General features: G+C 70.6%; 25 protein-coding genes. 12 read left to right on the plus strand and 13 right to left on the minus strand.

All coding sequences use genetic code 11. The features are described from left to right. Nucleotides 1-9: 9 nt before the first annotated feature. The 3 genes from EUA06_RS03610 to EUA06_RS03620 are packed head-to-tail and all read right to left on the minus strand — an operon-like array spanning nt 10 to nt 4,132. Nucleotides 10-375, minus strand: coding sequence for a cupin domain-containing protein (locus EUA06_RS03610; RefSeq protein ID WP_129473606.1), 366 nt, complete (start codon nt 373-375; stop codon nt 10-12). Beyond that, complete coding sequence (cphA, locus tag EUA06_RS03615) at nt 372-3,149, minus strand: cyanophycin synthetase (protein WP_129473607.1); 2,778 nt, start codon at nt 3,147-3,149, stop codon at nt 372-374. Before cphA ends, EUA06_RS03610 begins: the two co-directional genes overlap by 4 nt. Next, entirely contained in the window at nt 3,146-4,132 is a 987-nt protein-coding gene (locus EUA06_RS03620; RefSeq protein WP_129473608.1) for a cyanophycinase, read from the minus strand. Before EUA06_RS03620 ends, cphA begins: the two co-directional genes overlap by 4 nt. Before the next feature lie 33 nt (nt 4,133-4,165). Between EUA06_RS03620 and EUA06_RS03625 the strand changes: the two genes are divergently transcribed. Together EUA06_RS03625 and EUA06_RS03630 are read left to right on the plus strand one after the other, a co-directional pair. Next, on the plus strand, nt 4,166-4,711 hold the full coding sequence (locus EUA06_RS03625; RefSeq protein WP_129473609.1) for a SixA phosphatase family protein: 546 nt from the start codon (nt 4,166-4,168) through the stop codon (nt 4,709-4,711). Next, on the plus strand, nt 4,708-5,484 hold the full coding sequence (locus EUA06_RS03630; RefSeq protein ID WP_129473610.1) for a putative protein N(5)-glutamine methyltransferase: 777 nt from the start codon (nt 4,708-4,710) through the stop codon (nt 5,482-5,484). Before EUA06_RS03625 ends, EUA06_RS03630 begins: the two co-directional genes overlap by 4 nt. On the opposite strand, the gene serB is transcribed toward EUA06_RS03630, so the two are convergent. Then, complete coding sequence (serB, locus tag EUA06_RS03635) at nt 5,456-6,685, minus strand: phosphoserine phosphatase SerB (RefSeq protein WP_129473611.1); 1,230 nt, start codon at nt 6,683-6,685, stop codon at nt 5,456-5,458. The genes EUA06_RS03630 and serB overlap by 29 nt on opposite strands. Before the next feature lie 161 nt (nt 6,686-6,846). Here serB and EUA06_RS03640 point away from each other — a divergent pair, with 161 nt between their 5' ends. Then, entirely contained in the window at nt 6,847-7,284 is a 438-nt protein-coding gene (locus EUA06_RS03640) for a DUF805 domain-containing protein (protein WP_129473612.1), read from the plus strand. 116 nt (nt 7,285-7,400) lie between these two features. Next, the gene (locus EUA06_RS03645; RefSeq protein ID WP_129473613.1) at nt 7,401-7,757 is read left to right on the plus strand and encodes a VOC family protein; all 357 of its coding nucleotides are present in this window, start codon (nt 7,401-7,403) and stop codon (nt 7,755-7,757) included. 11 nt (nt 7,758-7,768) lie between these two features. Here the strand turns inward: EUA06_RS03645 and EUA06_RS03650 are convergent, their stop codons facing one another. Then, nucleotides 7,769-8,467 carry a hypothetical protein gene (locus tag EUA06_RS03650; protein ID WP_129473614.1) on the minus strand — a complete coding sequence of 233 codons (699 nt, stop codon included), beginning with the start codon at nt 8,465-8,467 and terminating at the stop codon, nt 7,769-7,771. A 79-nt stretch (nt 8,468-8,546) separates the two neighbouring features. Between EUA06_RS03650 and EUA06_RS03655 the strand changes: the two genes are divergently transcribed. The 6 genes from EUA06_RS03655 to EUA06_RS03680 all read left to right on the plus strand — a co-directional run bounded on the left by EUA06_RS03655 (nt 8,547) and on the right by EUA06_RS03680 (nt 14,527). Next, entirely contained in the window at nt 8,547-9,350 is an 804-nt protein-coding gene (locus EUA06_RS03655) for an ABC transporter ATP-binding protein (protein ID WP_129473615.1), read from the plus strand. 40 nt (nt 9,351-9,390) lie between these two features. Then, the gene (locus EUA06_RS03660; RefSeq protein ID WP_129473616.1) at nt 9,391-9,852 is read left to right on the plus strand and encodes an NfeD family protein; all 462 of its coding nucleotides are present in this window, start codon (nt 9,391-9,393) and stop codon (nt 9,850-9,852) included. A 35-nt stretch (nt 9,853-9,887) separates the two neighbouring features. Next, nucleotides 9,888-11,027 carry an SPFH domain-containing protein gene (locus EUA06_RS03665; protein WP_129473617.1) on the plus strand — a complete coding sequence of 380 codons (1,140 nt, stop codon included), beginning with the start codon at nt 9,888-9,890 and terminating at the stop codon, nt 11,025-11,027. Continuing rightward, nucleotides 11,024-11,785, plus strand: a complete 762-nt coding sequence (locus tag EUA06_RS03670) for a sulfite exporter TauE/SafE family protein (protein ID WP_129473618.1) — start codon at nt 11,024-11,026, stop codon at nt 11,783-11,785. Before EUA06_RS03665 ends, EUA06_RS03670 begins: the two co-directional genes overlap by 4 nt. A gap of 191 nt (nt 11,786-11,976) precedes the next feature. Then, nucleotides 11,977-13,023, plus strand: coding sequence for an IS30 family transposase (locus tag EUA06_RS03675; RefSeq protein WP_129473619.1), 1,047 nt, complete (start codon nt 11,977-11,979; stop codon nt 13,021-13,023). Nucleotides 13,024-13,069: 46 nt separating this feature from the next. After that, complete coding sequence (locus EUA06_RS03680) at nt 13,070-14,527, plus strand: HNH endonuclease signature motif containing protein (protein WP_129473620.1); 1,458 nt, start codon at nt 13,070-13,072, stop codon at nt 14,525-14,527. Nucleotides 14,528-14,792: 265 nt separating this feature from the next. Here EUA06_RS03680 and EUA06_RS03685 read toward each other — a convergent pair whose 3' ends face one another. The 6 genes from EUA06_RS03685 to EUA06_RS03710 all read right to left on the minus strand — a co-directional run bounded on the left by EUA06_RS03685 (nt 14,793) and on the right by EUA06_RS03710 (nt 19,448). Next, complete coding sequence (locus EUA06_RS03685) at nt 14,793-15,317, minus strand: hypothetical protein (protein WP_129473621.1); 525 nt, start codon at nt 15,315-15,317, stop codon at nt 14,793-14,795. Between the two features lie 119 nt (nt 15,318-15,436). Then, the gene (locus tag EUA06_RS03690) at nt 15,437-15,874 is read right to left on the minus strand and encodes a hypothetical protein (RefSeq protein WP_129473622.1); all 438 of its coding nucleotides are present in this window, start codon (nt 15,872-15,874) and stop codon (nt 15,437-15,439) included. A 17-nt stretch (nt 15,875-15,891) separates the two neighbouring features. Further along, a complete protein-coding gene (locus EUA06_RS03695; protein ID WP_129473623.1) occupies nt 15,892-16,200 on the minus strand; it encodes a hypothetical protein in 309 nt (102 codons plus the stop codon). A gap of 106 nt (nt 16,201-16,306) precedes the next feature. Further along, nucleotides 16,307-17,119 (minus strand): DNA/RNA non-specific endonuclease, encoded by an 813-nt coding sequence (locus tag EUA06_RS03700; protein ID WP_129473624.1) that lies wholly within the window; start codon nt 17,117-17,119, stop codon nt 16,307-16,309. A gap of 76 nt (nt 17,120-17,195) precedes the next feature. After that, nucleotides 17,196-18,266, minus strand: coding sequence for a carboxypeptidase-like regulatory domain-containing protein (locus tag EUA06_RS03705; protein ID WP_129473625.1), 1,071 nt, complete (start codon nt 18,264-18,266; stop codon nt 17,196-17,198). A gap of 198 nt (nt 18,267-18,464) precedes the next feature. Continuing rightward, nucleotides 18,465-19,448: an alpha/beta hydrolase gene (locus tag EUA06_RS03710; protein WP_129473626.1), complete on the minus strand. Its 984-nt coding sequence runs from the start codon at nt 19,446-19,448 to the stop codon at nt 18,465-18,467. 81 nt (nt 19,449-19,529) lie between these two features. Between EUA06_RS03710 and EUA06_RS03715 the strand changes: the two genes are divergently transcribed. Further along, nucleotides 19,530-20,678 (plus strand): PP2C family protein-serine/threonine phosphatase, encoded by a 1,149-nt coding sequence (locus tag EUA06_RS03715; RefSeq protein WP_129473627.1) that lies wholly within the window; start codon nt 19,530-19,532, stop codon nt 20,676-20,678. On the opposite strand, the gene EUA06_RS03720 is transcribed toward EUA06_RS03715, so the two are convergent. Next, nucleotides 20,671-20,919 (minus strand): hypothetical protein, encoded by a 249-nt coding sequence (locus tag EUA06_RS03720; protein ID WP_129473628.1) that lies wholly within the window; start codon nt 20,917-20,919, stop codon nt 20,671-20,673. The genes EUA06_RS03715 and EUA06_RS03720 overlap by 8 nt on opposite strands. Before the next feature lie 77 nt (nt 20,920-20,996). Between EUA06_RS03720 and EUA06_RS22295 the strand changes: the two genes are divergently transcribed. Beyond that, on the plus strand, nt 20,997-21,158 hold the full coding sequence (locus EUA06_RS22295; protein WP_165354238.1) for a hypothetical protein: 162 nt from the start codon (nt 20,997-20,999) through the stop codon (nt 21,156-21,158). Nucleotides 21,159-21,574: 416 nt separating this feature from the next. On the opposite strand, the gene EUA06_RS03725 is transcribed toward EUA06_RS22295, so the two are convergent. Continuing rightward, nucleotides 21,575-22,552, minus strand: a complete 978-nt coding sequence (locus tag EUA06_RS03725) for an ABC transporter ATP-binding protein (RefSeq protein ID WP_129473629.1) — start codon at nt 22,550-22,552, stop codon at nt 21,575-21,577. Nucleotide 22,553 lies beyond the last annotated feature (1 nt).

Genomic DNA, 22,553 nt, shown 5'->3' on the forward strand with positions numbered 1-22,553 from the left:
CGGCGCCGATCAGGTGTCGCCCGGGTCGACCTGCTCGCCGGGTGCGCCGATGTCGAGGTCGCCCTCGACGATCATCCCCGACATCCCGCGCGGTGACCGCGTCTCGTGCACCTCGCCCGGCTCCCACACCGCGGCCTGACCCGCCGTGAGGTGGCGTACGTCGCCCTCCGCACCGGCGACCTCGGCCTCGCCCGACAGCACGAGGAGCAGCTGTCGCCCGGCGGCAGGGTGCCGCCCGATGGTGCCGCCGGGTGCGAGTGACACCGCGATCAGGTGGGCATCGGCGCTGATGCCGAAGGCACCCACCGCGAACCCGCGGCTCCCGTGGGCGTCGATCGGGCGGTGCGGCAGGTCCGCGAGGTCGAGGACCTTCACTCAGCGTCCGCTGCGGGCGGGGTGTAGTCGGGGTCGGCCGAGGGCGCGTCCGGGTTCGAGGTCGATCCGGCCTGTGCCGTGTCGGACCAGTTCTCCAGCTCCGACATCACCTCGGCGTGCTTGTCGACGCACACCACGACCAGGTCGCCGCGGTTGGCGCGGCTCATCGCGTGGCGTACGGCCTCGATCTCCTCGACGACGAGCTCGGCCTGCTTGCAGCGCGCACCGTCGGCCATCGCGGCGTGCACGCCGTCCAGCACGAGCTGAGCGGTGGCCCCGCGCTCGCGACCGCGCAGCGCGACGTCCTCGCGGACGATGCAGACGTCGAAGTGCTGGGCCGCGACCATGCCGAGGTCGATCATGTCCTGGTCGCGGCGGTCGCCCGCGGTGGCGATGATGCCGATCCGCGACGGCCGGGCCAGGTCGTGCGAGGACGCCAGCGAGTCGCCGACGCGGTCCACGAAGTCGCCGAGCATCCTCATGCCGGGGGCGTTGTGGCAGTAGTCGACGATGACGTTGACGCCGTTGACGTCGACCTCGTTGAGGCGGCCGGGGGAGAGGTAGTAGTTGGTCGAGAAGGTCCGCAGGCCCTGGCGGATGTCGTGCAGCGGGGCGCCGGCGGCGAACGCAGCCGCAGCCGCGCCGAGCGCGTTCTGGACGTTCATCCGCGCGCGGCCGTTGAAGGTCGCCGGAAGGAGGTGGGTCCAGGCGAGCTGCATCTCGCGGCGGCCGTGCTGCACGACGATCATCTCGCCGCGCTCGGTCGGGTTGAGCACGATGGCCTTGCCGCCGCGGCGGCAGTGCGCGTCGATCATGTCGCGCACCTCGCTGCCCGGCTCCTCCATCGAGAACCAGACGACCTGGCCCGAGCACTTGCGGCGCATCTCGCGCACCAGCGGGTCGTCAGCGTTGAGGACGGCGTGCCCGTCGCGCGGCACCGCCTCGACGATGACGGCCTTGACGTCGGCGAGCTGCTCGACGGTGTCGATGCCGCGGAGGCCGAGGTGGTCGGGCTGCACGTTGAGCACGACGGCGACGTCGTTGCGCTCGTAGCCGAGGCCCTCGCGCAGGATGCCGCCGCGGGCGACCTCGAAGACGGCGAAGTCGACGCGCGGGTTCTGCAGCACCATCCGGGCCGAGCGGGGGCCGGAGGCGTCGGCACGGATCACCAGGCGCTCGTCGATGACGACACCATCGGTGGAGGTCATGCCGACCTTGCGGCCGAGGCCCTTGAAGATGTGGGCGATCATCCGGCTGGTGGTGGTCTTGCCGTTGGTGCCGGTCACGGCGACGATCGGGATCCGCGAGGTCGCACCGGGCGGGAACAGCATGTCGACGACGGGCTTGGCGATGAACTGCGGCTCGCCGATCGTCGGGTGCGTGTGCATGCGGAAGCCGGGGGCCGCGTTGACCTCGCAGATCGCGCCGCCGGCCTCGCGCACGGGCTCGGTGATGTCGGGGCAGATGAAGTCGATGCCGGCGATGTCGAGGCCGACCATGCGGGCCGCCTCCTCGGCGATCTCGACGTTCTCCGGGTGCGCCTCGAAGGTGCGGTCGATCGAGATGCCGCCGGTCGACATGTTGCCGGTGAGCGCCAGCTTCACCATCTCGCCCTCGGCGGGCACCGACTCGAGCGTGTGGCCCTGATCGGCGAGCACCTCGAGGGCGGCCTCGTCGACCTTGATCCGGGTCAGCACCTTCTCGTGGCCGACGCCTCGGCGCGGGTCGGCGTTGGTCAGCTCGACGAGCTCCTCCACGGTCGCCCTGCCGTCACCGGTCACCGACGCGGGCACGCGCTCGGCGATGGCGACCATCCGGCCGTCGATGATCAGGCAGCGGTAGTCCTTGCCGGTCACGAACGACTCGACGATGACGTTGCCGCGCCGCGACTGCCCCTCCGCGATCGGGAACGCGGCGCGTACGTCGTCCTCGTCCTGCAGGTCGAGGCAGACCCCGCGACCGTGGTTGCCGTCGAGCGGCTTGAGCACGACGGGGTAGCCGATCCGGCGGGCGGCGGCGACCGCGGCGTCGGCCGAGCGCACCGACTCCTGCTTGGGCACCGGGAGGCCGGCCGCGCCGAGCAGCTTGGTGGTGAGGTCCTTGTCTGAGGCGATGTCGACGGCGATCGACGACGTCTCGGAGGTCATCGTCGCGCGGATTCGCTTGGCGTGGACGCCCTGGCCGAGCTGGACGAGGGAGTACTGGTTGAGCCGGATCCACGGGATGTCACGGGACACCGCCTCGTCGACGATCGCCTGCGTCGAGGGACCGAAGGCGGTGCGCTCGGCGCGGCGGATGAACTCGTCGCGCTGCGTCTCCCAGTCGAAGTCCGGGTCGCCCTCGACGAGGTGGTTGACGAGCTTCACGGCGAGGCGACCCGCGGAGAGGCCGACGTTCTCGTCGATGTAGCCGTAGATGATGTTGTAGCGGCCCGGCTCGCCCTTGACCTGCCGGGTCTTGCCGCGACGGATGTCGTGGCCGACGAGCTGCTGCAGGGCGAGCGCGACGTGCTCGGCCACGTGGCCGAGCCACGTGCCCTCGTTGAGCCGCTCGAGGAACCCGCCACGGCGTCCGCGCGAGCAGGAGTGCTCCCGCAGGCCGGGGAGCATCGAGACGAGGTCCTCGCTGAACCCGGGGATGGTGTTGGTGGGGAACTGCTCGAGCGAGCCCAGGTCGACGACGAGGTGGATCGACTTGTCGTAGGACCAGACGTTGGCGCCGCGGTAGACGCGCGTCTCGATGATCTCCAGGTCCGGGGTGGGCCGCTCAGTCATGCGTTCTCTCCATCGGTCGGGGCGGAGTCGGACGTCGGGGTCGTGCGGTTGCGGCGCAGCGCGAGGCGGCGGCGGATCGCCGCGGGGGTCGCGTCGGCCGCGGCGATGTCGCGCACCAGCTGGCGCAGGTCGCGGGTGGCCTCGGCGAGCTCGTCGGCGTCCTCGGGGTCGACGGCCTGCTCCTGCGGCAGCAGCTCGCGGGTGGTCAGGTTGAACACCGTCCCCTCGGGCAGCGAGTGGAAGACGACGCCGCTGGCGAGCAGCGGCGACGAGCGCGTGGCCTCGTACGCGTTCGACACCATCCGCGAGCCGTCGAAGACGGTGACCGCGCCCTTGCCCAGGACCCGCATCACCAGGTCGCCGTCGACGTCCTCGACGAGTCCGCACGTGTCCTCGTCGACGCCGATGCCCAGCAGCTGCGGGCTCTGGGACACGATCATCAGGAGCCGGCCGTAGCGGTTGCGCTGGTCGAAGTGCTGGTCGATGACGGCGTGGTTCACCAGGCCCAGCCCGGCAGCGACCTGGGTCATCCGCTGCTTGGGCGTCGCCCCGCCGACGCCGAAGGCGACCATGTGGGACGACTGGATGCTGGCGCCGGCGGACGTGCCGGCGACGACCGCGCCGCGTTCGTGGGCGCGGAGGATCGCGTCGCCCACCGGCGTACCGCACACGATCGACGACAGCTTGAGCTGGTTGCCGCCGGTCATGAAGATGCCGGTGGCCTCGTCGAGGGTCTTCACCAGCACCGGGTCGTGGGCCTGCTCGCGGCTCTCCGGACGCACGGAGTCGACGCGTGAGGCTCCGAACTTGGTGAACAGGGCGTCGTAGACGTCGACCACCTCGCGCCCGAGCGAGGAGGCCGTCGGGATCACCGCGATGCGGGCGTCGCGACCCCCGCTGAGCGCGACGAAGTGCTTGAGGATGGTCGGCTTGCGCACCTTGTCCTCGGCACCACCGATGATCATGAGTGGTCCGTTCGGCATGACAGGCAGGCTAGCGGCTGCAAGGGTGGGCGGATGCAGCAGTCAGGAGCGGACGCGGTGAACGGGGCGACCCGGCGCCTGGTGGTGATGCGCCATTCGAAGGCCCAGTCGACCGCGCCGTCCGACCACGAGCGGGCCCTCGCGGCACGCGGCGTGGACGACGCCGCGGCCGCCGGGCGGTGGCTGGCCGAGCAGGGGATCACGCCCGACGTCGTCCTGGTGTCCGACGCGCTGCGCACGCGCCAGACCTGGGCGCAGGTCGCCGGAGGGGCCGGGTGGGACGAGGACGTCGCCGAGTTCTCCGAGCTGCTCTACGCCGCCGGCTCCGACTCCGCCTTCGACCTGCTCCGCGAGACCGACGCCGACGCGACCACGCTCGTCGTCATCGGCCACAACCCGACCATGGCCTTCGTCGCGGAGCTGATCGACGACGGTGAGGGTGATGGGGACGCCATCACCGACCTGGTCACCCGTGGCTTCCCGACGTCGGCGCTCGCGGTGTTCGCCGTCGACGGCCCGTGGTCCGACCTCGGCCCAGGCACCGGTCGCCTCGAGGCCTTCCACGTCGGCGGCGCGTGACCGACCCCGTCGCCCGGCTGCGCGCCGCCGGGTGCGTCTGGGCCGAGGACGAGGCGGCGCTGCTGGAGTCCGCGGCTGCTGACGCTGCGGAGCTGGAGGTGCTCGTCGTGCGCCGGGTGGCCGGCGAGCCGCTGGAGACAGTGCTCGGGTGGGTCGAGTTCCTCGGCCGCCGGCTGGTCGTGGTGCCCGGCGTCTTCGTGCCGCGCCGCCGCACCGAGCTGCTCGCGCGTATGACCCGGCGCGAGGTCGCGGCCCGGAACGGGCGCCCGGTCGTGGTCGAGCTGTGCTGCGGGGTCGGTCCGGTGGCCGCCAGCCTCGACACGGACGCCGAGCTGCACGTCGCCGACGTGAGCGAGGTGGCGCTCGCCTGCGCGCGGACCAACGTGCCCGCTGCGGCCGCACACCTGGGCGACCTCTACGACGCGCTCCCGAGTCGGCTGCGTGGGCGCATCGACGTGCTCGCGGCGAATGCGCCGTACGTGCCGACCGACCGGATCGCCGACATGCCGCCGGAGGCGCGCGACCACGAGCCGCGGACCGCGCTGGACGGGGGAGCGGACGGCGTCGACCTCCACCGGCGGATCGCCGCCGGGGCGGCCGGCTGGCTGGTGCCCGGTGGGGTGCTGCTCGTCGAGACCAGCCCCGGCCAGGCGGGCCTCACGATCGCGGCGTTGGAGGCCGCGGGACTCACCGCCGGCGTCGAGGTCGATCAGGACATCGGCGGCTGCGTGGTAGTCGGCAGGCTCACTCGAACAGCGGGGGAGCGGGCGTGACGATGCCGACCGCCGCGTCCGCGTCCTCGATCTGCTCGCGGGAGATGCCGAGCAGGTAGAGGATCGCGTCGAGGTAGGGAACATTGACGGCGGTGTCCGCGGCGTCGCGCACCATCGGCTTGGCGTTGTAGGCGATGCCGAGGCCGGCGGCGTTGATCATGTCGAGGTCGTTGGCGCCGTCGCCGATCGCGATCACCGCGTCGAGGGGTACGCCGACCTCGTCGGCGAACTCGCGCAGCGCGACCGCCTTGCCCGCCCGGTCGACGACGTCGCCGATGATCCGGCCGGTGAGCAGTCCGTCGATGATCTCGAGCTCGTTGGCACGGGCGAAGTGGATCCCGAGGTCTTCGGCGAGACGGTCCGTGATCTGGCTGAAGCCGCCCGACACGATCGCGAACCGGTATCCCAGGCGGCGGAGCGTGCGCACCATCGTGCGGGCGCCCGGTGCGAGCTCGATCGAGTCGTACACCTCGTCCAGCGCGGAGGCGGGCACCCCCTTCAGCAGGGCGACCCGCTCGCGGAGCGAGTCCTCGAAGTCGAGCTCGCCGCGCATCGCTGCCTCGGTCACCCGGGCGACCTCGGCCTCCTGCCCGGCATGGGCGGCGATCATCTCGATCACCTCGCCCTGGATCAGGGTGGAGTCGACGTCCATCACGATCAGGCGGATGCCTCGGCGGTGCAGGGAGTCGCGCTGCACCGCGAGGTCGATGCCCTGCTTGACCGCCTCGGCGGCGAGCAGTGGCCGCAGCCGGTCGGCCGGAGCACCGGACACGTGGAGCTCGATCGCGGTGACCGGGTAGCGGGCCATCCGCTCGATCTTGTCGATGTTGGCGCCCGAGTCGGCGATCCGCCCGGCGATCGCGGCCATCGCGGACGCGAGCAGCGGCTTGCCGATGATGGTGATGTGGGAGCGGTCGCCGGCGCGGCTCCGGTTGTCACCGGCGCCGCGGTCGACCTCGACCTGCATGCCGAGGTCCGCGGCGGTGCGCTCGATGACGTCGCGCAGCTTCTTCCAGTCACGCGGGGCCGTCACCAGGATGCCGAGCACGAGCCGTCGGCGCAGCACGATCTGCTCGATGTCGACGACCTCGACGCCGGCCGCCGCGAGGGCCGTGAAGATCCTGGAGGTGACACCGGGGCGGTCCTTGCCCGTGAGGGTGACCAGCAGGGTCTTCGGCTGGTCGTCCACCTGGTTGCTCATGGTGCGACGAAGGCTAGTCCCGATCTCGCATCGGGTCCGGCCGAGGTCCGCGCTGCGGGCGTGCCCACGCGCGCGGCGGTGCTGGCAGTCCGGCCGTTCCTGCCCTACGTTGCTCGCAACGGCGGTCCACCGTGGCACCGCCCCAGCCACAGGGGGAACAGATGGACTTCATGACCGCGGTCCGCACGTGCTTGTCCAAGTACGTCGACTTCTCGGGTCGCGCACGCCGCTCGGAGTACTGGTACTTCGTGCTCTTCAACCTGGTCGTCAACATCGTGACGACCATCCTCGACAACGTGCTCGGCACGGACTTCGAGGGATCGGGCGGCATCCTGAGCACCGTCGCCAGCCTGGCGCTGTTCCTGCCGGGCCTCGCCGTCGGCATCCGACGCCTGCACGACACCGACCGCAGCGGCTGGTGGATCCTGATCGGGCTCATCCCGATCATCGGCTGGATCCTCCTGATCGTCTGGTACTGCACCGACTCCAAGCCGGACAACAAGTACGGCCCCAACCCGAAGGGCGCCGGCGCCGGCCACGAAGGCGGCTACCCGCCGCCGCCCCCGCCGGCCTACGGCAGCGGCCAGTACGGCGGCTGACTCGCCCGGCAGCTGAAGACCTGCACGACCTGCACGACCGATCCGCCCGGGTCGGGACCGCCTCCGCGGTCCCCGGCCCGGGCGGTCTGTCGGTGGCGGCCCCTAGCGTCGTGGCCATGAGCCCCGTCCACCACACCATCGACTACATCGAGATCAACACGAGCGACCTGGCCGCCTCGCGCGCGTTCTACGAGCAGGCGTTCGGCTGGGCGTTCAACGACTACGGCCCCACCTACGCGGGGATCCGCGCCGCCTCCGGCGACGGCGACGTCGGCGGCCTCAACGGCACCGGGACGCCCGGACCCGGCGGTCCGCTGGTCCTGCTCTTCTCAGACGACCTCGACGCGACCGTGACCGCGGTCGAGTCGGCAGGCGGCACGATCACCGCGGCGCCCTACGAGTTCCCCGGCGGTCGCCGCTTCGAGTTCTCCGACCCCGTCGGCAACGTGCTCGGGGTGTGGGCCACTGGCTGAGCCCATCCTGCTCAGCGGTCCGGCCACACCTCGGGCGAGCAGGCCGCGACGATCGCCCGGCGTGCGGCCCGACCCAGCGGCTGGAGCAGTCCGCGGCGCTGCTCGACCTCGTACGACGACAGCGCGCCGCCGTCGTCGGCCAGCGCGAGGTCGACGATGGCCCACGCCTGCAGCCCGCGGGCCGCGAGGTCCACGCACCTCGGCGGGGTGCCGAGCGGTGCCTCGACCTGCGGGCGGTGGTGCAGGTTCATCAGGGCGTCGGCAGCCTCGGGCCGCCAGCGCGCGACCTCGAGGTCCGCGAGGTCGCCGGCGGCGCCGAGCAGCGTCTCGCGCAGGGTCCGGTCGGCCTCGCCGACGTCGGGCAGCTGGCGGGGCGCCGCGTCGTGCGGTCGCCACTGCACGGTCTCGCCCTGCTCCTCGGGCACCAGGCCGAGGGTGCCCGCCACGACCGCCTGACCGGCGTCCATCGCGGCGGTGTTGAAGTCGCGGGGCCCACCCAGGCCGAGTGGATCCCCGTCGACCGGCAGTGCGAGACCGGCGTACGACGCTCCGGAGGCACGCGCGATCGTCAGCAGGTCGAGCGCCGATCCACCCGCCAGGAGCTGGGTGTCGGCAGCCAGGGCGTCGAGCACGTGGTCGGTCTGCTCGTGGCCGCGCAGCCATGCCGTGAGCCACCAGGCCAGGACCGCGGAGTGGGGGAGCGCGAGCATCGCGGGCGAGGTTACTCGCCCGCGATACGGCGCCGTGTCAGGCCCGCTGGCGACCCGCCTGCTGGATAGGGTGCGGACCATGGTCGCGGTCATCGAGTTCGCAGGGGTCACCGTGCGCCGTGGCCGGTCCCTGCTGCTCGACGACGTCACGTGGGAGGTCGAGGAGGACGAGCGCTGGGTGGTCCTCGGGCCCAACGGCGCCGGCAAGACGACCCTGCTCCAGGTCGCGGCCGCCCAGCTCCACCCGACCTCCGGCGTCGCCGGCATCCTCGACGAGGTGCTCGGCACCACCGACGTCTTCGAGCTCCGCCCGCGCATCGGCCTCACCAGCGCCGCACTGGCCGACCGCATCCCGCGCGACGAGCTCGTCAAGGACGTGGTCGTGTCCGCGTCCTACGGCGTGGTCGGCCGGTGGCGCGAGGAGTACGCCGACCTCGACCACGACCGGGCCGGCGAGCTGCTCGTCGAGGTCGGCGCGAGCCACCTCGCGGAGCGCACCTTCGGGACCCTCAGCGAGGGCGAGCGCAAGCGCGTCCAGATCGCTCGTGCACTGATGACCGATCCTGAGCTGCTGCTGCTCGACGAGCCGGCGGCCGGTCTCGACCTCGGTGGTCGCGAGGACCTGGTCGCGACCCTGTCGGAGCTCGCACTCGATCCCGACTCGCCCGCGACCGTGCTGGTCTCCCACCACGTCGAGGAGATCCCTCCGGGCTTCACCCACGCCCTGCTGCTGCGCGAGGGCCGGGTGGTCGACGCGGGTCCGGTCGAGGACGTGGTGACCGCCGAGACGCTGTCGGAGACCTTCCGCATGCCGCTGCTGCTGAGCCGCGCCGACGATCGCTTCGCGGCTCGGCGTCGCCCGCCGAGGCGAATGGGGTCCTGACCTCCCTCCGTCGCTGTGCGCGACTGGATAGGGTCTACGCATGGACTGGATCCGCGACCACCTCTGGGAGACCTGGCTGGCGCTGTCGATCGCCCTCGGCGTGGCCGAGATGTTCAGCCTCGACCTGATCCTGGCCATGCTCGCGGCGGGCGCCGTGATCGGCATGGTCGCCGCACTGCTCGGCCTGCCGGTGTTCCTGCAGATCCTGCTCGCGCTCGGCGCCTCGGTCGCCGCACTGTCGCTGGTTCGTCCGGCGTTCGTGAAGCGTCTGCACGGCGGGCCCGACCTCCAGCTGGGACACGGCAAGCTCGTGGGCACCCGCTGCCTGGTCACCGACGAGATCAGCGGCCTCAACGCCGGACGCATCAAGGCCGGCGGCGAGACGTGGACCGCCCTGCCCTACGACGAGAACCTGAGGATCCAGGCGGGCGAGACCGTCGAGATCCTGCAGATCAAGGGTGCGACGGCCTACGTCCACCCCGTGGCCTCGCTCGAGTCCTGAGAAGCCGCACACCACTACACCGGGGGAGAACCGAAATGACAGCCCTGCTGGTCCTGTTCCTGCTCATCATCGTCTTCGTCGTCGTCATGCTCGCGAAGACGGTGAAGATCGTGCCCCAGGCGCGCGCTGCGGTCGTCGAGCGCTTCGGCAAGTACAAGGCCACGCTGCCCGCCGGCCTCAACATCCTCGTGCCGTTCATCGACAAGCTGCGCTACCTCATCGACCTGCGCGAGCAGGTCGTGAGCTTCCCACCGCAGCCGGTGATCACCGAGGACAACCTCGTCGTCTCCATCGACACCGTCATCTACTTCCAGGTCACCGACCCGGTCGCCGCGACCTACGAGATCGCCAACTACATCCAGGCCATCGAGCAGCTCACGATGACCACGCTGCGCAACATCGTCGGCGGCATGGACCTCGAGGAGACGCTGACCAGCCGCGACTCGATCAACTCGGGCCTGCGCGGTGTCCTCGACGAGGCGACCGGCAAGTGGGGGATCCGCGTGAACCGCGTCGAGCTCAAGGGCATCGACCCGCCGCCGTCCATCAAGGACTCGATGGAGAAGCAGATGCGCGCCGACCGCGAGAAGCGCGCCGTCATCCTCACCGCCGAGGGCCAGCGACAGGCCGCGATCCTCACCGCCGAGGGCTCGAAGCAGTCGCAGATCCTCAACGCCGAGGGTGACCGGGAGTCGCAGATCCTGCGCGCGCAGGCCGACCGGGAGGCCTCGATCCTCCGGGCCCAGGGTGAGGGCCAGGCCATCCAGACCGTGTTCCAGGCGATCCACGACGGCCAGCCCGACCAGTCGCTGCTGGCCTACCAGTACCTCCAGATGATGCCGAAGATCGCCGAGGGCAGTGCCAACAAGGTGTGGGTCATCCCCTCGGAGATCACTAAGGCGCTGGAGGGCCTCGGCTCCTCGATCCACGAGATCGCCGGCATCCCCAAGGACGCCACCCCGCGCACCCGCGTGGACATGGGTCCCTCGGAGCCGCAGCTGCCGTCGACGCAGCGCCCGGACGCCGAGATCTCCGCGACCAACAAGGCCGTCCAGGACGCCATCGCGGCGGCCGAGTCGGCGAGCAAGGTCACGCGCGGCGGCGGCGCGGCCGTCGAGCCCACGCCGACCGGCACGTCGGTGCCAGACGAGGGTCAGGAGCCTCCGACGGCGTGAGCCCGCTCGAGGCCGTGCTGGTCACGCTCGCAGGAGTGGCTGCCGGCACCATCAACACCGTGGTGGGGTCGGGAACGTTGATCACGTTCCCGACCCTGCTGGCGTTCGGCGTACCTCCGGTCACGGCCAACGTGAGCAACACCGTCGGCCTGGTGCCCGGCAGCCTCTCGGGCGTCGTCGGCTACCGCCGCGAGCTCGCCGGGCAGCGCTCCCGCGTGCTGCGCCTCGGCTCCGCCTCTTTCATCGGGGGAGTGGTCGGTGCCGTGCTCCTGCTCGTGCTGCCGTCGGCGGCGTTCGACGCGATCGTGCCGGTGCTGATCGGCCTCGGTGTGCTGCTCGTGATCGTCGGCCCGCGGATCCAGCGCGTCGTGGCAGCACGCGCCGAGGCGCGCGGAGGCATCCCCGACCACGGCGTGTGGTGGGTGTGGCCGGCCGTCGCCGTCGCCGGGGTGTACGGCGGCTACTTCGGCGCTGCGCAGGGAGTCCTGCTGATGGCGATCCTCGGCATCGGCGTGGCCGACTCGATGCAGCGCCACACGGCCACGAAGAACGTCCTCGCGCTCCTCGTCAACGGCGTCGCCGCGGTCGTCTTCATCGCCGTCGCCGACGTCGACTGGCTGGTGGCGGGCCTGATCGCCCTCGGCTCGGTCGTCGGGGGCCAGCTCGGCGCGACGGTCGGTCGACGGCTCTCCCCGAACCTGCTGCGCGCCGTGATCGCCGTCGTCGGCCTCACCGCGTTGGTGGTCCTGCTGGTCTGATTCAGCAGCGTCGCCGCTGATCGAGTAGTCCGCGAGGAACGAGCGAACGTGTCGAGACCCGGTCCACCCCAGTTGGTCGAGTAGTCCGCGAGGAACGAGCGGACGTATCGAGACCCTCGAAACCGCCCTGTTGACGACCGGTGAACTCAAACGGTTGTTGCAACTCGATCGTGAGTGAGAGGTTGCGGCGCATGCCGGGAGTGAGGTTGACCGCGAATCAGCGGTTGGTGATTGAGCGGGCGTATTTGGCGGGGCTGGACCAGGTCACGATCGCGGCGTTGGTGGACAAGCATCCTTCGACGATCTCGCGGGAGTTGCGACGGGCGGGGTCGTTCGGGACTGCCTCGCCACGGAGGCGCACGGCGAGGGCCGGTGGGTGCGGCTATCGGCGCAAGTACAGCGCGAAGTGGTCGCAGCGTGAGGCTGCGCGCAAGGCTCGCCGCCCCAAGGCCAGGCGGCTGGATCACGCACCACTGCGGGCCAAGGTGTGGGAGTTGTTGCGGGCGAACTGGTCGCCGGAGCAGATCGCGGCGATGCTGCCGGTGTTGTTCCCACGCGATCTGAGGATGCGGGTGTCGCACGAGACGATCTACCAGTCGCTGTTCGTCCAGACCAAGGGCGAGCTCAAGCGCGAGCTGACCGCGCACCTACGCACCCAGCGGCAGCGCCGCAAGGCCCAGACCGGCGGCGCGAAGCGCTCCACGCTCGGGATCACCGACGACATCCGGATCTCCGCGCGGCCGGCTGAGGTCGAGGACCGAGCTGTGCCTGGTCATTGGGAGGGCGACCTGCTCCTCGGCGGGACGGGCAAGGGCGCGGTGCTCACGCTGGTCGAGCGCTCGTCGCGGTTCGTGCTGCTCGCACCCCTGCCGGGACGTCACACCGCCGAGATCGCGCGGATGAAGCTGAGCGAGATGATCGCGACGTTGCCGTTGGAGCTGCGCAAGTCGATCACCTGGGACCGCGGCACGGAGATGGCCCAGCACGCCCGGTTCAAGACCGAGACCGGTGTCCCGATCTACTTCTGCGACCCGCAGTCGCCGTGGCAGCGCGGTACGAACGAGAACACCAACGGGCTGCTGCGTCAGTACTGGCCCAAGGGCGCCGACCTGCGCGACCTCACCGACACCGACTGTGACGCCGTCGCACTCAACCTGAACACCAGACCCCGCAAGACCCTCGAGTGGCAGACTCCGGGCCAGGCCCTCAACAAGAGGCTCGTTGCAACAACTGTTTGAGTTCGCCACCGACCCGTTGTCGGTGGGTTGTCTTATAATCGAACACATGATCGACACGCTGGCAGGACCCGGAACCGGTGAGGCAGACGCCCTCACCGCCTCCGACCTGCTCGCCTCGATCCGCGCCTCCCGCGACCTCGAGAACGCCGAAGCCGCCCGCCAGCTCGACCTCGCTGCCCGCTGGGCCGACCTCCACCCACCCGAGTCCATCCACTCCGCCGCCACCTTCACCGTCCCGGGCACCGACCACGAAGAACCCCTCGCGGGTGACGGCTGCCCGCTCATCGCGGAGTTCGCCATCGCCGAGCTCGGCACGGTTCTCGGGATCTCGTCGACGTCGGCGAAGAAGCTCATCGGCCACGCCCTCGAGCTGCGCCACCGCCTCCCAAGGCTGTGGACCCAGGTCCAGTCCGGGCACGTGCCCGCGTGGCGGGCACGCACCGTCGCCGAGACGACCATCCACTCGACTCCTTCGCTGACACGCGAGGCTGCTGCGTTCTTGGACGCGCAGGTCGCTGCGGTTGCCGGACGCATCGGTCCCGCCCAGCTCGACCGGCTCGTCGCGGAGACCATCAAGCGCTACGACCTCGCCACTGCGGACCCGGCCACGGATCCGGAGGACGGCTACCTGTCGGTCGACCCGCGCCACGCGACCCTTCATGACGAGGACGTTCACTTCGCGGGCACCATGCGGTTCGAGGCCGAGCTCGACATCGCAGACGCCCTCGATCTCAACCACGCAGTGGCTCAGAAGGCAGCGGAGCAGAAGGCCCTCGGCTCGGCCGAGTCCCTGGACGTACGCCGGGCCAAGGCCCTCGGCGACCTCGCCCGCACCCAGACCGCCCTCGACCTGCTCAACCCCGCCGGTGGTCGCGTAGCCGGTGACCCAGCACCCGGCGGTCGAGTAGCCGGTGAGGGACGAGCCGGCGTATCGAGACCAGACCTCCCGACCGCCCGCGAGGTCGTCCTCCACGCCCACTTCTCCGCAGAGTCTGTCGGCGAGCAGACCGTGTTCGGGCCGACCGGCCGGATGGAAGAGCGCCAGCGGCTTATCCTGCTCGACCAGCTCACGTCCTGGTGCGGCGATTCGCGGACCAAGGTCACCATCAAGCCCGTGATCGACCTCAACACCCACCTGGCCGCACCCGGGTACGACATCCCCGACCGCATCCGCGAACAAGTCATCCTCCGCGACCGCACCTGCGTGTTCCCGTGGTGCACCCGCCCGGCCCGCGGCTGCGACATCGACCACGTCATCGCCTATGACCACGACGCCGAAGGCCGACCACAACCCGGACCCACGACCTCGGACAACCTCGCGTGCCTGTGCCGGTTCCACCACCGACTCAAGACCCACACCGCCTGGCGCTACCGCGTCACCGGACCAGGCTGCTTCGAGTGGACCAGCCCCCACGGCCACCAGTTCCGACGCGACCGCAGCGGAACCACCGCGATCAACGAGGGCGACCCGGACCCACCCGGCATCCCACGTCCCCGCCGATGATGACCCCGCCCCACACCCCGCCGTAGCACCACCCGGCGGGGGCTGTGGCACGTCCGAGACAAGGTGCGATCGGCCGGATCGCGGCATGTGAGTGCGGGTCTCGGGGCAGGATGGCGCCCTGACGCTCGCTCGTCGGCAGATCCGGACGTCCTTCGACAGAAGGCGTAGCCGCCCTCATCGCGGCAGATCCGGACGTGCACTCCCGCCTTGGAACCGCTCGGGTCGCAACAAAGGGACTCCGCGACGCGGGGAATGCCCATCATCGTCACACCCAGTGGTTGTCCCGTGGAAAGGCTGACGGGGCTTCTCTGATGTCCAGGCCGGTCATGCCAGCATGAAGAAGGGCCGTGCGCACCTCTCCGCTGATCGTTACTCGTCCCACTCGGCGTCCCCTAAAAACGCTGTGCACCGGACCTGGCGAATCCACCTCCTCCAAGACCGAGAGGTACCCATCGACGGGCGATCCGTTTCTATGGCGGATGTCAGCCGGCCATGTCTGCAGACGAGCGCTGCACGACTCGAGCACCGCACACATGCGTTCGCTGTAGACCTTCAGCCCGTCCCCGCCCTGCCACAGCGCGTCCACCAAGCGCTTGCCGTAGTGCTCGCGCTGCGGCATGAAGTACCACTCGACGTCGTGGACTCCCGGAGGTCCCTCGGTGGCGAGCGCCTCGTGAAGGGCCTTTCCCGACGGCGCGGTCCACACGCCGTACTCGGGCGCCGTGGGCCCTGCCAACGACACCCACAAATCTCTTGTCGCAGCGGCCGGAGCCAGCACGTACCAGTCCACGACCAAGGACCGTACCGGCGGAGCTCGGGCTGGCACTCGCTGCTGGACAATCTGACCTCAGTCCGCTCAGACCTCAGTCCGCACATCGGCAGATGGGGACGTCGCTGCGATGCCAGACGTCAGCGCCAGGAGGACCCTCTCACCGGTCGCGGAACTTGCTTGCCTCGTCCCTGTGTCGGTCGGAGGGCCACCCATCTACCGCTTCCAGGTTCAGGCAAGTTGGGCTCGGGCAGAGTCTCGGTCGTAGACGGCTCCAAGCCGTAGTCGGCGTAGACAGCAAAGCGCTCATGCGGCTTCATCGAAAGCAGGGTCTGCTTCACCCGGTCGAAGGCCGAGTCGAAACTCCCGTGCGCGACGGTGAACGTGTTCTCCCATTCAACCGGTGTCATCACGATCACCACCGTTCGGCGTCCGCGACCGGCTTGCGGGACCGACAACACCCGAATGCGCCCCGGCGCCACTTCCGATGCCGAGGTCCACCCGTCGAGGTCACGCACGAGTCGGTTGTAGTACTTCGCAGGGTCCACATCACAAGGATGACTGATGCGCCGGGTCATCAGCAGATTCGGACACGTCAGTCGCCCTCGAACCATACGTACCGGTGCACTCGCTGCTTCGCCACGGCAATGAGACGCGTGAGTTCGTCCAACGCCTGGTGGAACGTGGGATCGAGCTCATGACGCAAGAACGCGATCTCGCGGGGTAGCTGATCTTCGATCTGAACTCGGTTGAAGACGGTGTAGCCGTAGGGGTCCACGCCAGCCAACAACGGCGTGTCCTGGATGCTCACGGCGTCCCGAGGGATCTCCCACGCGACAGCTCCTTCGTCCATCGGCGGCCCGAGTTCGAGCAGTTGCTGCCGCACACTCATGCTGATCCCCATGCGAGATGGTCTCACCGACTCGTCAGCTCATCGGCAGATCCGGACGTCGAGGCGCCCACGACCTCATGAGGGCCACACCTGGGTCCTTGGTGCTGCGGGTCTCGCGCTACCAGGGGACCTGCAGGGGGTCGGTGACCATCACGGATGTGGTCGTCCGGCGCTCCTCCACGGGAGCGGCGGCGGCAAGGCTGCTGAACGTCAGGCCGGTGCGTTCCTCGAGGAGGTCGAGTCCCACGAGGTAGGTGTCGAAGTCGTCGAGGAAGTCGATGGCGGCGCGCTCGCCGAGGTCGTCGAGGTTCTGCGACAGCAGGAACGCCTTGAACTGCAGTCGCCCGTCGAGCCGGTAGACGACAACCTTCCAGTGCTCGACCGGCAGCTGGACGACACCGCGATAGGGGGGATCGTCAGCGGCGAGGACGGGACCCGCGAACAAGGTGAGCCTGCGGTCCTGCAGACCGTCGAGGGCGAGGACGGCGTTCTCCAGCAGCCCCCAGGTGCCGCCCCGGCCGGACTGGTTGAAGTCCTGGTGCTGCGGGGTGATGTTCGTGAAGTGGAACGAGTCGCTGTTCGCCTGCTGCGCCTCCTCCAGGCCTCCCCACAGCAGGTCGGATCGCCGGGCGATGTGGCCGCGGTCCAGGTCGTTGTCGGCATACGCGACCTCTCCGGTCTGCGCGTCGGCGGGGATGCGGGGGTCGAGCTTGAACCGTTCCCCGGAGCGGCTGATGGACTCGCTGGGAAACAGGCGGAGGCCGTCGATGTTCCATCCCACCCACCACGCGAGCCTGCGCGCGGGGTGCATCCTGACGGTGAAGTGCTCGTAGTGGAGCGGCTGCGCGACCGTGCCCGGGTCGTCAGGTGGGTCGAGAACCGGTACGTCGGTAGTGGCCAGGAAGGTGGGGTCGTACCCGAGGGCATCCATGCGTCGAGTGTCCCGCAGGTACGTGACCGCCCCTCCCCACGCGGGGGAGGGGCGGCGGGTGGCGAGTCCTGCTGCGTCAGTCGACGACGCGCTTGGTCCTTCGCGTCGTCACGGTGACGGGCGTGCGGCCCGCGGCCGAGGCGACCACCTTCACCGAGATCCGCTTGCCGACCAGCTTGTCGGTGAGGCGCAGCCGGTTCTTCGTCGCGTTCTTGATCTTCTTGCCGTTGGCCAGCCACTGCACCGTGCGCGTGACCGACGTGGGGTTCCAGGTCCCCACGGTCACCTTCAGGCGCTCGCCGACGGCGGCGACGCCCTTGATGCGAGGCCGCTTGATGGCGACCACTGCAGCGGCAGGCGCCGTGGGAGCCGTCGGCGTGACGACGGGCGCCACCGGCGCCACGGGCGTCGGGGTCGTCGGCGTCACCGGCGTGACCGGCGTGGTCGGCGGGAGCGGCGTGGCCAGGACCGCGTCGTAGCGCTCGGCGCTCGGCACCGTCACCGTGTCGGCGTCGGCGATCGCCACGCGGTCGCTCCAGAACTCGCTGGCACCGGTGACGGGGTCGTGGAACCCGAGCGTGTGGGCGCCACCGGAGAGGCCACCCACGTCGTAGGTGCCGTCGGCGCCGGCGGTCACCGTGGTGACGGCAGTCCACGCGGTGTCCTCACGGACGTACGCCGTCACCTCGGCACCCGCGATGGCCGCGCCGTCGCTGCCGGTGACGGTGCCGACCAGGTGGGCGGCACCCGCGAGCCTGGCCACGGCCAGCGTCGGCATGCCGCCGTTGGTGAGGTCGACGGGCGTGGCCGCCTCGATGGTGGCGGCATCGTCGTAGAACTCGCTGGCGTAGGTGCCCGCGGGATCGTCGAACCGCACGCGGTAGATGCCGTCGTCGAGCTTGCCGACGTTGTAGCCGCCCGACAGGCCGGTGAGGGCGTCGTCCACCTCGACCCACTGGCCGGTGCCGGTCGGGTCGGCCAGGGTGGTCACCTTGATGCCGACGAGCGGAGTGCCGCTCTCGGACGTGACGGAACCCTTGATCCGGGTGGGCTTGGCGGCGCCGGCGGGGCCGGCGACGAGCAGGGTGGAACTGATGGCCACGGCGACCGCGAGCGCGGCGCCCCCCAGCTTGCTGTACACGTTCATTGAAACTCCCCACAGAGTCTGGTGCCGCGGTCGCGGCGCGTTGCCCACAGTGGGAGCGGGGAGTTTCCCAGATGGGTGAACAGGCGTGTTGTTGACGTCCCGTTCGTTCTGGTTACCGTCAAGGTCCTCAAGATCGCGTCTGGTCCAGACCAAGTCCCGAGAGTTGTGGACTCGGGGGACAGATGCCCGGGAGTACGGCTATCGACCGAGCTCCGGCGCGTGCTCCTGCACCCAGGCACCCAGCCAGGTGTCGATGGCGGCGTACGCGTGCGCGCGGACCTCGGGTCGCGACAGCACCACGTCGTGCATCGCGCCCTCGATGGCGATCGAGGTCACGTGCCGGCCGACCGACGACGCCCAGCGGCGGATCTGCTCGACGTCGAGGACGATGTCGTGGGTCGAGGCCGTCTCCTCGGTCTGCTCACCGAAGAAGGAACGTGCCGACGACAGCACGAGGGTCGGGCACGGCACGTCGAGCCCCGCGTGCAGCTGCGCGTGCCCGCGGCGGACGGCGCGCAGCCAGCCGACGTAGACCGGGCGCGACTCGAGCGGCTTCAGGGCCAGGTCGTAGGCCCACTCGCCGCCGTGCTCGACGTGGAGCGAGCGGCCGTAGACCTCGCTGACCTTCCGCGGGATCTCGCGCATCGGGCGGGTGGTGCCGAGCCGCTCGATCGCGACGCGGGTCGCGGGGCTGCGCAGCCAGGCGGCGCCCTGCATGTCGAACCACGGCGAGTTGAGCACCATCGCGACGAGCTCGGGGTGGCGGCGCTCGTGCGCCCACAGCGGCGCGGTGAGCCCGCCGGTCGAGTGTGCGGACACGATGACCTCGCGGTGCCCGTCGCGCTCGGTGATCCGCCACCACGCGAGGTCGATCTCGGCGAAGTACTCGTGGAGGTCCGACACGTAGTGGGGTGTCTGGTGCTCGCGCAGCGACCGGCCGTACTTGCGGAGGTCGAGCGCGTAGAACGTGTAGCCGCGGTCCGCCCACCAGCGGGCGTACTCGGTGTGGAAGAAGTAGTCGGCGAACCCGTGCACGTGCAGGACCGCGCGACCGGTGGGCTCGGCCGGCTCGAGGGTGACGAGGGTGGCGACGACGGGACCCTCGTCGTCGGGCGGGAGCGAGATCGTCTCGACCCGGTAGTCGGGGCCCAGGACGTCGTCCCGGAACGGCACTGCAGGCATGTGCCGAGCCTATCGAGCAGGGGCGACGTGGGTTTCGTTGTTCGGCCTCCCGCGCCGGTGGGGCGGCTCTACCCTTCAGCGGTGTCGAACGCGTGGGGATCCCTGGTGCGCGGGATCTCGACGTACGTCCGCCAGCGCGTCGCCGGCTGGCGCACGGGGTCTCGCGGCAGCCAGGCGTTCCTGCTCATCGTCCTGCTCGCCCTCGTGGCCGCCGCCGTGGCCGTCGGGGCGCTCGCCGAGAAGGTCGTCCCGATCTCGCTGTGGTTCCTCCTCCTCATGCTCGGCACGGTGCTGCTGCGGTTCGTCCCGCTGCTGGTGCTCGGCGTCGTGATGATGGGCGTCGCGTGGTGGACCTCGGTGCAGACCAGCTTCGCCACGGCGAGCCGGACGTCGGCCCTGGTGATCTTCGGGATCGGCCTGCTCCTGGCGCTCTACCAGGTGAGCAAGCAGCGCTCGGGCCTTCCGATGGCGCTGAGCGAGGCCGTGCTGAGCCAGCTGCGCGACCGGCTCCAACGGCAGGGCGTCGTGCCGGAGCTCCCCGACGGGTGGCGCTCGCAGTCGGCGACCATCACCGCCAACGGGCCGAGCTATGCCGGTGACTTCCTCGTCGCCGACCTCCGCGAGGGCCGCTGGCTGGAGATGGCGCTCGTCGACGTGTGCGGCAAGGGCACGTCGGTCGGTCCGCAGGCGCTGCAGTTCGCCGGCGCACTCGGCGGCCTGATCGGGGCGCTCCCGCCGGCCGAGCTGATGTCCGCGGCGAACCAGTTCCTCCTGCGACAGGAGTCCGACGAGTCACTCGCCACGGCGGTGCACATCAAGGTCGACCTGGTCACCGGCGACTACACGATCACCAGCGCCGGCCACCCGCCTGCGCTGCACTGGCACCTCGGCGAGCGCGGCTGGTCGATCGACAACGCTCGCGGGATGGCGCTCGGCGTGATCCCGGAGGCCGACTTCACCCCGAGCCGCGGCCGGCTGCGGGCGGGCGAGGCGCTCCTCTTCTACACCGACGGCGTCATCGAGACGACCGACCGCGACCTCGACGCCGGGATCGACTGGCTGCGCGGGGTGGCGCTGCAGGCGGTCGACGCCCGCGGCTTCACCGGCCTGCCGCGACGCGTGCTCAAGCAGGTGAAGCGCGGTGACGACGACCGCGCGATGCTGGTCCTCGAGCGTCAGCCCCTCACCTCGCCCGAGCGGCACTCCGAGGGGCACCGCGGCCTCAGCTGACCCGTCGGACCAGAACCTCACCGGAGACCGACACGTTGAGGCCGTTGACCGGGGACGTCGCCACGCGCAGCACGCGTCCGCTCGCGACGTCCCACGACCAGAGGTCGCCCTCGACCCAGTCGCTGACGAGGAGGTTCCGCTCCGTCAGCCAGGTCTGAGCTCCCAGGACGCACTGACCTCCGCGCCGTGGAGCGGCGAGCATCGCGAGCACCGCACCGTCGGACGGGTCCACGACCACCACGCCGTCGGTGTCGCGTGACCTCCGGGCGCTCGGGCACTGGGCGAACGCTGGTCCCGTTCCTGTCCCTGAACACGAGCGTGGCTCCGTCCGCAGACCGCTCCATGGCGACGGCGTGCTGCACGGGCAGGTCGAAGCGCTGGAAGGTGGTGTCGGACAGGTCGATCGTCACCACTCCGGACGGGTCCGCCAACGCCACCATCACGCCATCAGGCGAGATCGCCATCGACAGCTCGCTGTAGGCGACGGCGCCGAACCCGTAGCGCTCGAGGTCGAGCTGCCGCCATGCGCCTGACTGTGTCATCAGGTAGGGCTGGCCGGGCCGGATCGCCCCGTCCGTCCCTCGCGGCGCGAACAGGTTCTGCTGGGCCAGCAACATTCCTCGTGAGACCGGCGCCTGCTCGACAGTGGGGGCCGTGAGGGCCTCCGTGAGATCGATCTCGAACCCGCCCCGGCTCGTGGTCCCGCCTGGCGGGAGGGTGCGACGCAGTCGGTCCGGGACGGGTGCGAGCGGCACAGCAGACGGAGTGGTGGCCACGGAGGCCAGCGGACGAGAGGCGGGTGTGTCGGTGTCCGGCGCCGGTCGGCCGGTGCAGGCCGACGCGCCCAGGGCCAGGCCGAGGCAGGCCACGACGACTCTCGCTCTCACCCCCGCAGGCTAGGCGCCGCGCGAGTAGAGGTCGCGGATGACGTCCTCGATGTCGGGCTCCTGGATCGAGAGGTCCGCGACGGCGTAGGACGCGGCGACCGCGGCCACGATCGGCGCAGCGCTCGCGTCGGAGGGGAAGGACAGCCACTGGCGCGGACCCTCGACCTTGCGCACCTCGGCACCGGGTACGTCGATGGGCGGGGCCTCGTCGACCAGGTCGACGACCAGTGTCCGCGTCGAGCCGCCCTGGGCGTGCAGCCCGGCCAGGGTGCCGTCGTACACCGAGGTGCCGTGGTCGATCACGATCACCCGGTCGCAGAGCGCCTCGATGTCCTGGAGGTCGTGAGTGGTGAGCAGCAGCGTCGTGCCGCGCTCGCGGTTGAGCGCCCGGAGGAACTCGCGCAGCCGGCCCTTGCTGACCACGTCGAGCCCGATGGTGGGCTCGTCGAGGTAGATCACCTCGGGGTCGTGCAGCAGCGCGGCGGTGATGTCGCCGCGCATCCGCTGTCCGAGGCTGAGCTGGCGCACGGGCGTGTCGAGCTGGGCCCCGAGGTCGAGGAGGTCGACGAACCGGTCGAGGTTCTCGCGGTAGCGGGCCGGAGAGATCCGGTACATCTTCTGCAGCAGGTCGAACGAGTCGCGCAGCGGCAGGTCCCACCACAGCGTCGAGCGCTGGCCGAAGACGACGCCGATCCGCCGCGCGAGCTCGACCCGCTGCCGGCTGGGGTCGAGCCCGCGCACGCGCACCTCGCCACCGGTCGGGACCAGGATGCCGGTGAGCATCTTGATGGTCGTCGACTTCCCGGCGCCGTTGGGGCCGATGTAGCCGACCATCTCGCCGCCGTCGACGGAGAACGTGAGGTCGTGGACCGCGACCACCTGCTCGCGCGTGCGTCGGCGACGCCCCTCGACGCGACGGCGTACGTCGAAGGTGCGCTCGAGGTCGCGCACGTCGATCAACGGACCAGATGTGTGGTCTGCGGTCATC

This window comes from Nocardioides glacieisoli (genome assembly GCF_004137245.1).
Lineage (GTDB): Bacteria > Actinomycetota > Actinomycetes > Propionibacteriales > Nocardioidaceae > Nocardioides > Nocardioides glacieisoli.

Excerpts from the sequence above, each read along its gene's own strand:
- cphA (WP_129473607.1), bottom strand. The coding sequence starts at position 3,149 with ATGACTGAGCGGCCCACCCCGGACCTGGAGATCATCGAGACGCGCGTC.
- EUA06_RS03620 (WP_129473608.1), bottom strand. The coding sequence starts at position 4,132 with ATGCCGAACGGACCACTCATGATCATCGGTGGTGCCGAGGACAAGGTG.
- EUA06_RS03625 (WP_129473609.1), top strand. The coding sequence starts at position 4,166 with ATGCAGCAGTCAGGAGCGGACGCGGTGAACGGGGCGACCCGGCGCCTG.
- serB (WP_129473611.1), bottom strand. The coding sequence starts at position 6,685 with ATGAGCAACCAGGTGGACGACCAGCCGAAGACCCTGCTGGTCACCCTC.
- EUA06_RS03640 (WP_129473612.1), top strand. The coding sequence starts at position 6,847 with ATGGACTTCATGACCGCGGTCCGCACGTGCTTGTCCAAGTACGTCGAC.
- EUA06_RS03645 (WP_129473613.1), top strand. The coding sequence starts at position 7,401 with ATGAGCCCCGTCCACCACACCATCGACTACATCGAGATCAACACGAGC.
- EUA06_RS03650 (WP_129473614.1), bottom strand. The coding sequence starts at position 8,467 with ATGCTCGCGCTCCCCCACTCCGCGGTCCTGGCCTGGTGGCTCACGGCA.
- EUA06_RS03655 (WP_129473615.1), top strand. The coding sequence starts at position 8,547 with ATGGTCGCGGTCATCGAGTTCGCAGGGGTCACCGTGCGCCGTGGCCGG.
- EUA06_RS03660 (WP_129473616.1), top strand. The coding sequence starts at position 9,391 with ATGGACTGGATCCGCGACCACCTCTGGGAGACCTGGCTGGCGCTGTCG.
- EUA06_RS03665 (WP_129473617.1), top strand. The coding sequence starts at position 9,888 with ATGACAGCCCTGCTGGTCCTGTTCCTGCTCATCATCGTCTTCGTCGTC.
- EUA06_RS03675 (WP_129473619.1), top strand. The coding sequence starts at position 11,977 with ATGCCGGGAGTGAGGTTGACCGCGAATCAGCGGTTGGTGATTGAGCGG.
- EUA06_RS03680 (WP_129473620.1), top strand. The coding sequence starts at position 13,070 with ATGATCGACACGCTGGCAGGACCCGGAACCGGTGAGGCAGACGCCCTC.
- EUA06_RS03690 (WP_129473622.1), bottom strand. The coding sequence starts at position 15,874 with ATGACCCGGCGCATCAGTCATCCTTGTGATGTGGACCCTGCGAAGTAC.
- EUA06_RS03695 (WP_129473623.1), bottom strand. The coding sequence starts at position 16,200 with ATGGGGATCAGCATGAGTGTGCGGCAGCAACTGCTCGAACTCGGGCCG.
- EUA06_RS03700 (WP_129473624.1), bottom strand. The coding sequence starts at position 17,119 with ATGGATGCCCTCGGGTACGACCCCACCTTCCTGGCCACTACCGACGTA.
- EUA06_RS03705 (WP_129473625.1), bottom strand. The coding sequence starts at position 18,266 with ATGAACGTGTACAGCAAGCTGGGGGGCGCCGCGCTCGCGGTCGCCGTG.
- EUA06_RS03710 (WP_129473626.1), bottom strand. The coding sequence starts at position 19,448 with ATGCCTGCAGTGCCGTTCCGGGACGACGTCCTGGGCCCCGACTACCGG.
- EUA06_RS03725 (WP_129473629.1), bottom strand. The coding sequence starts at position 22,552 with ATGACCGCAGACCACACATCTGGTCCGTTGATCGACGTGCGCGACCTC.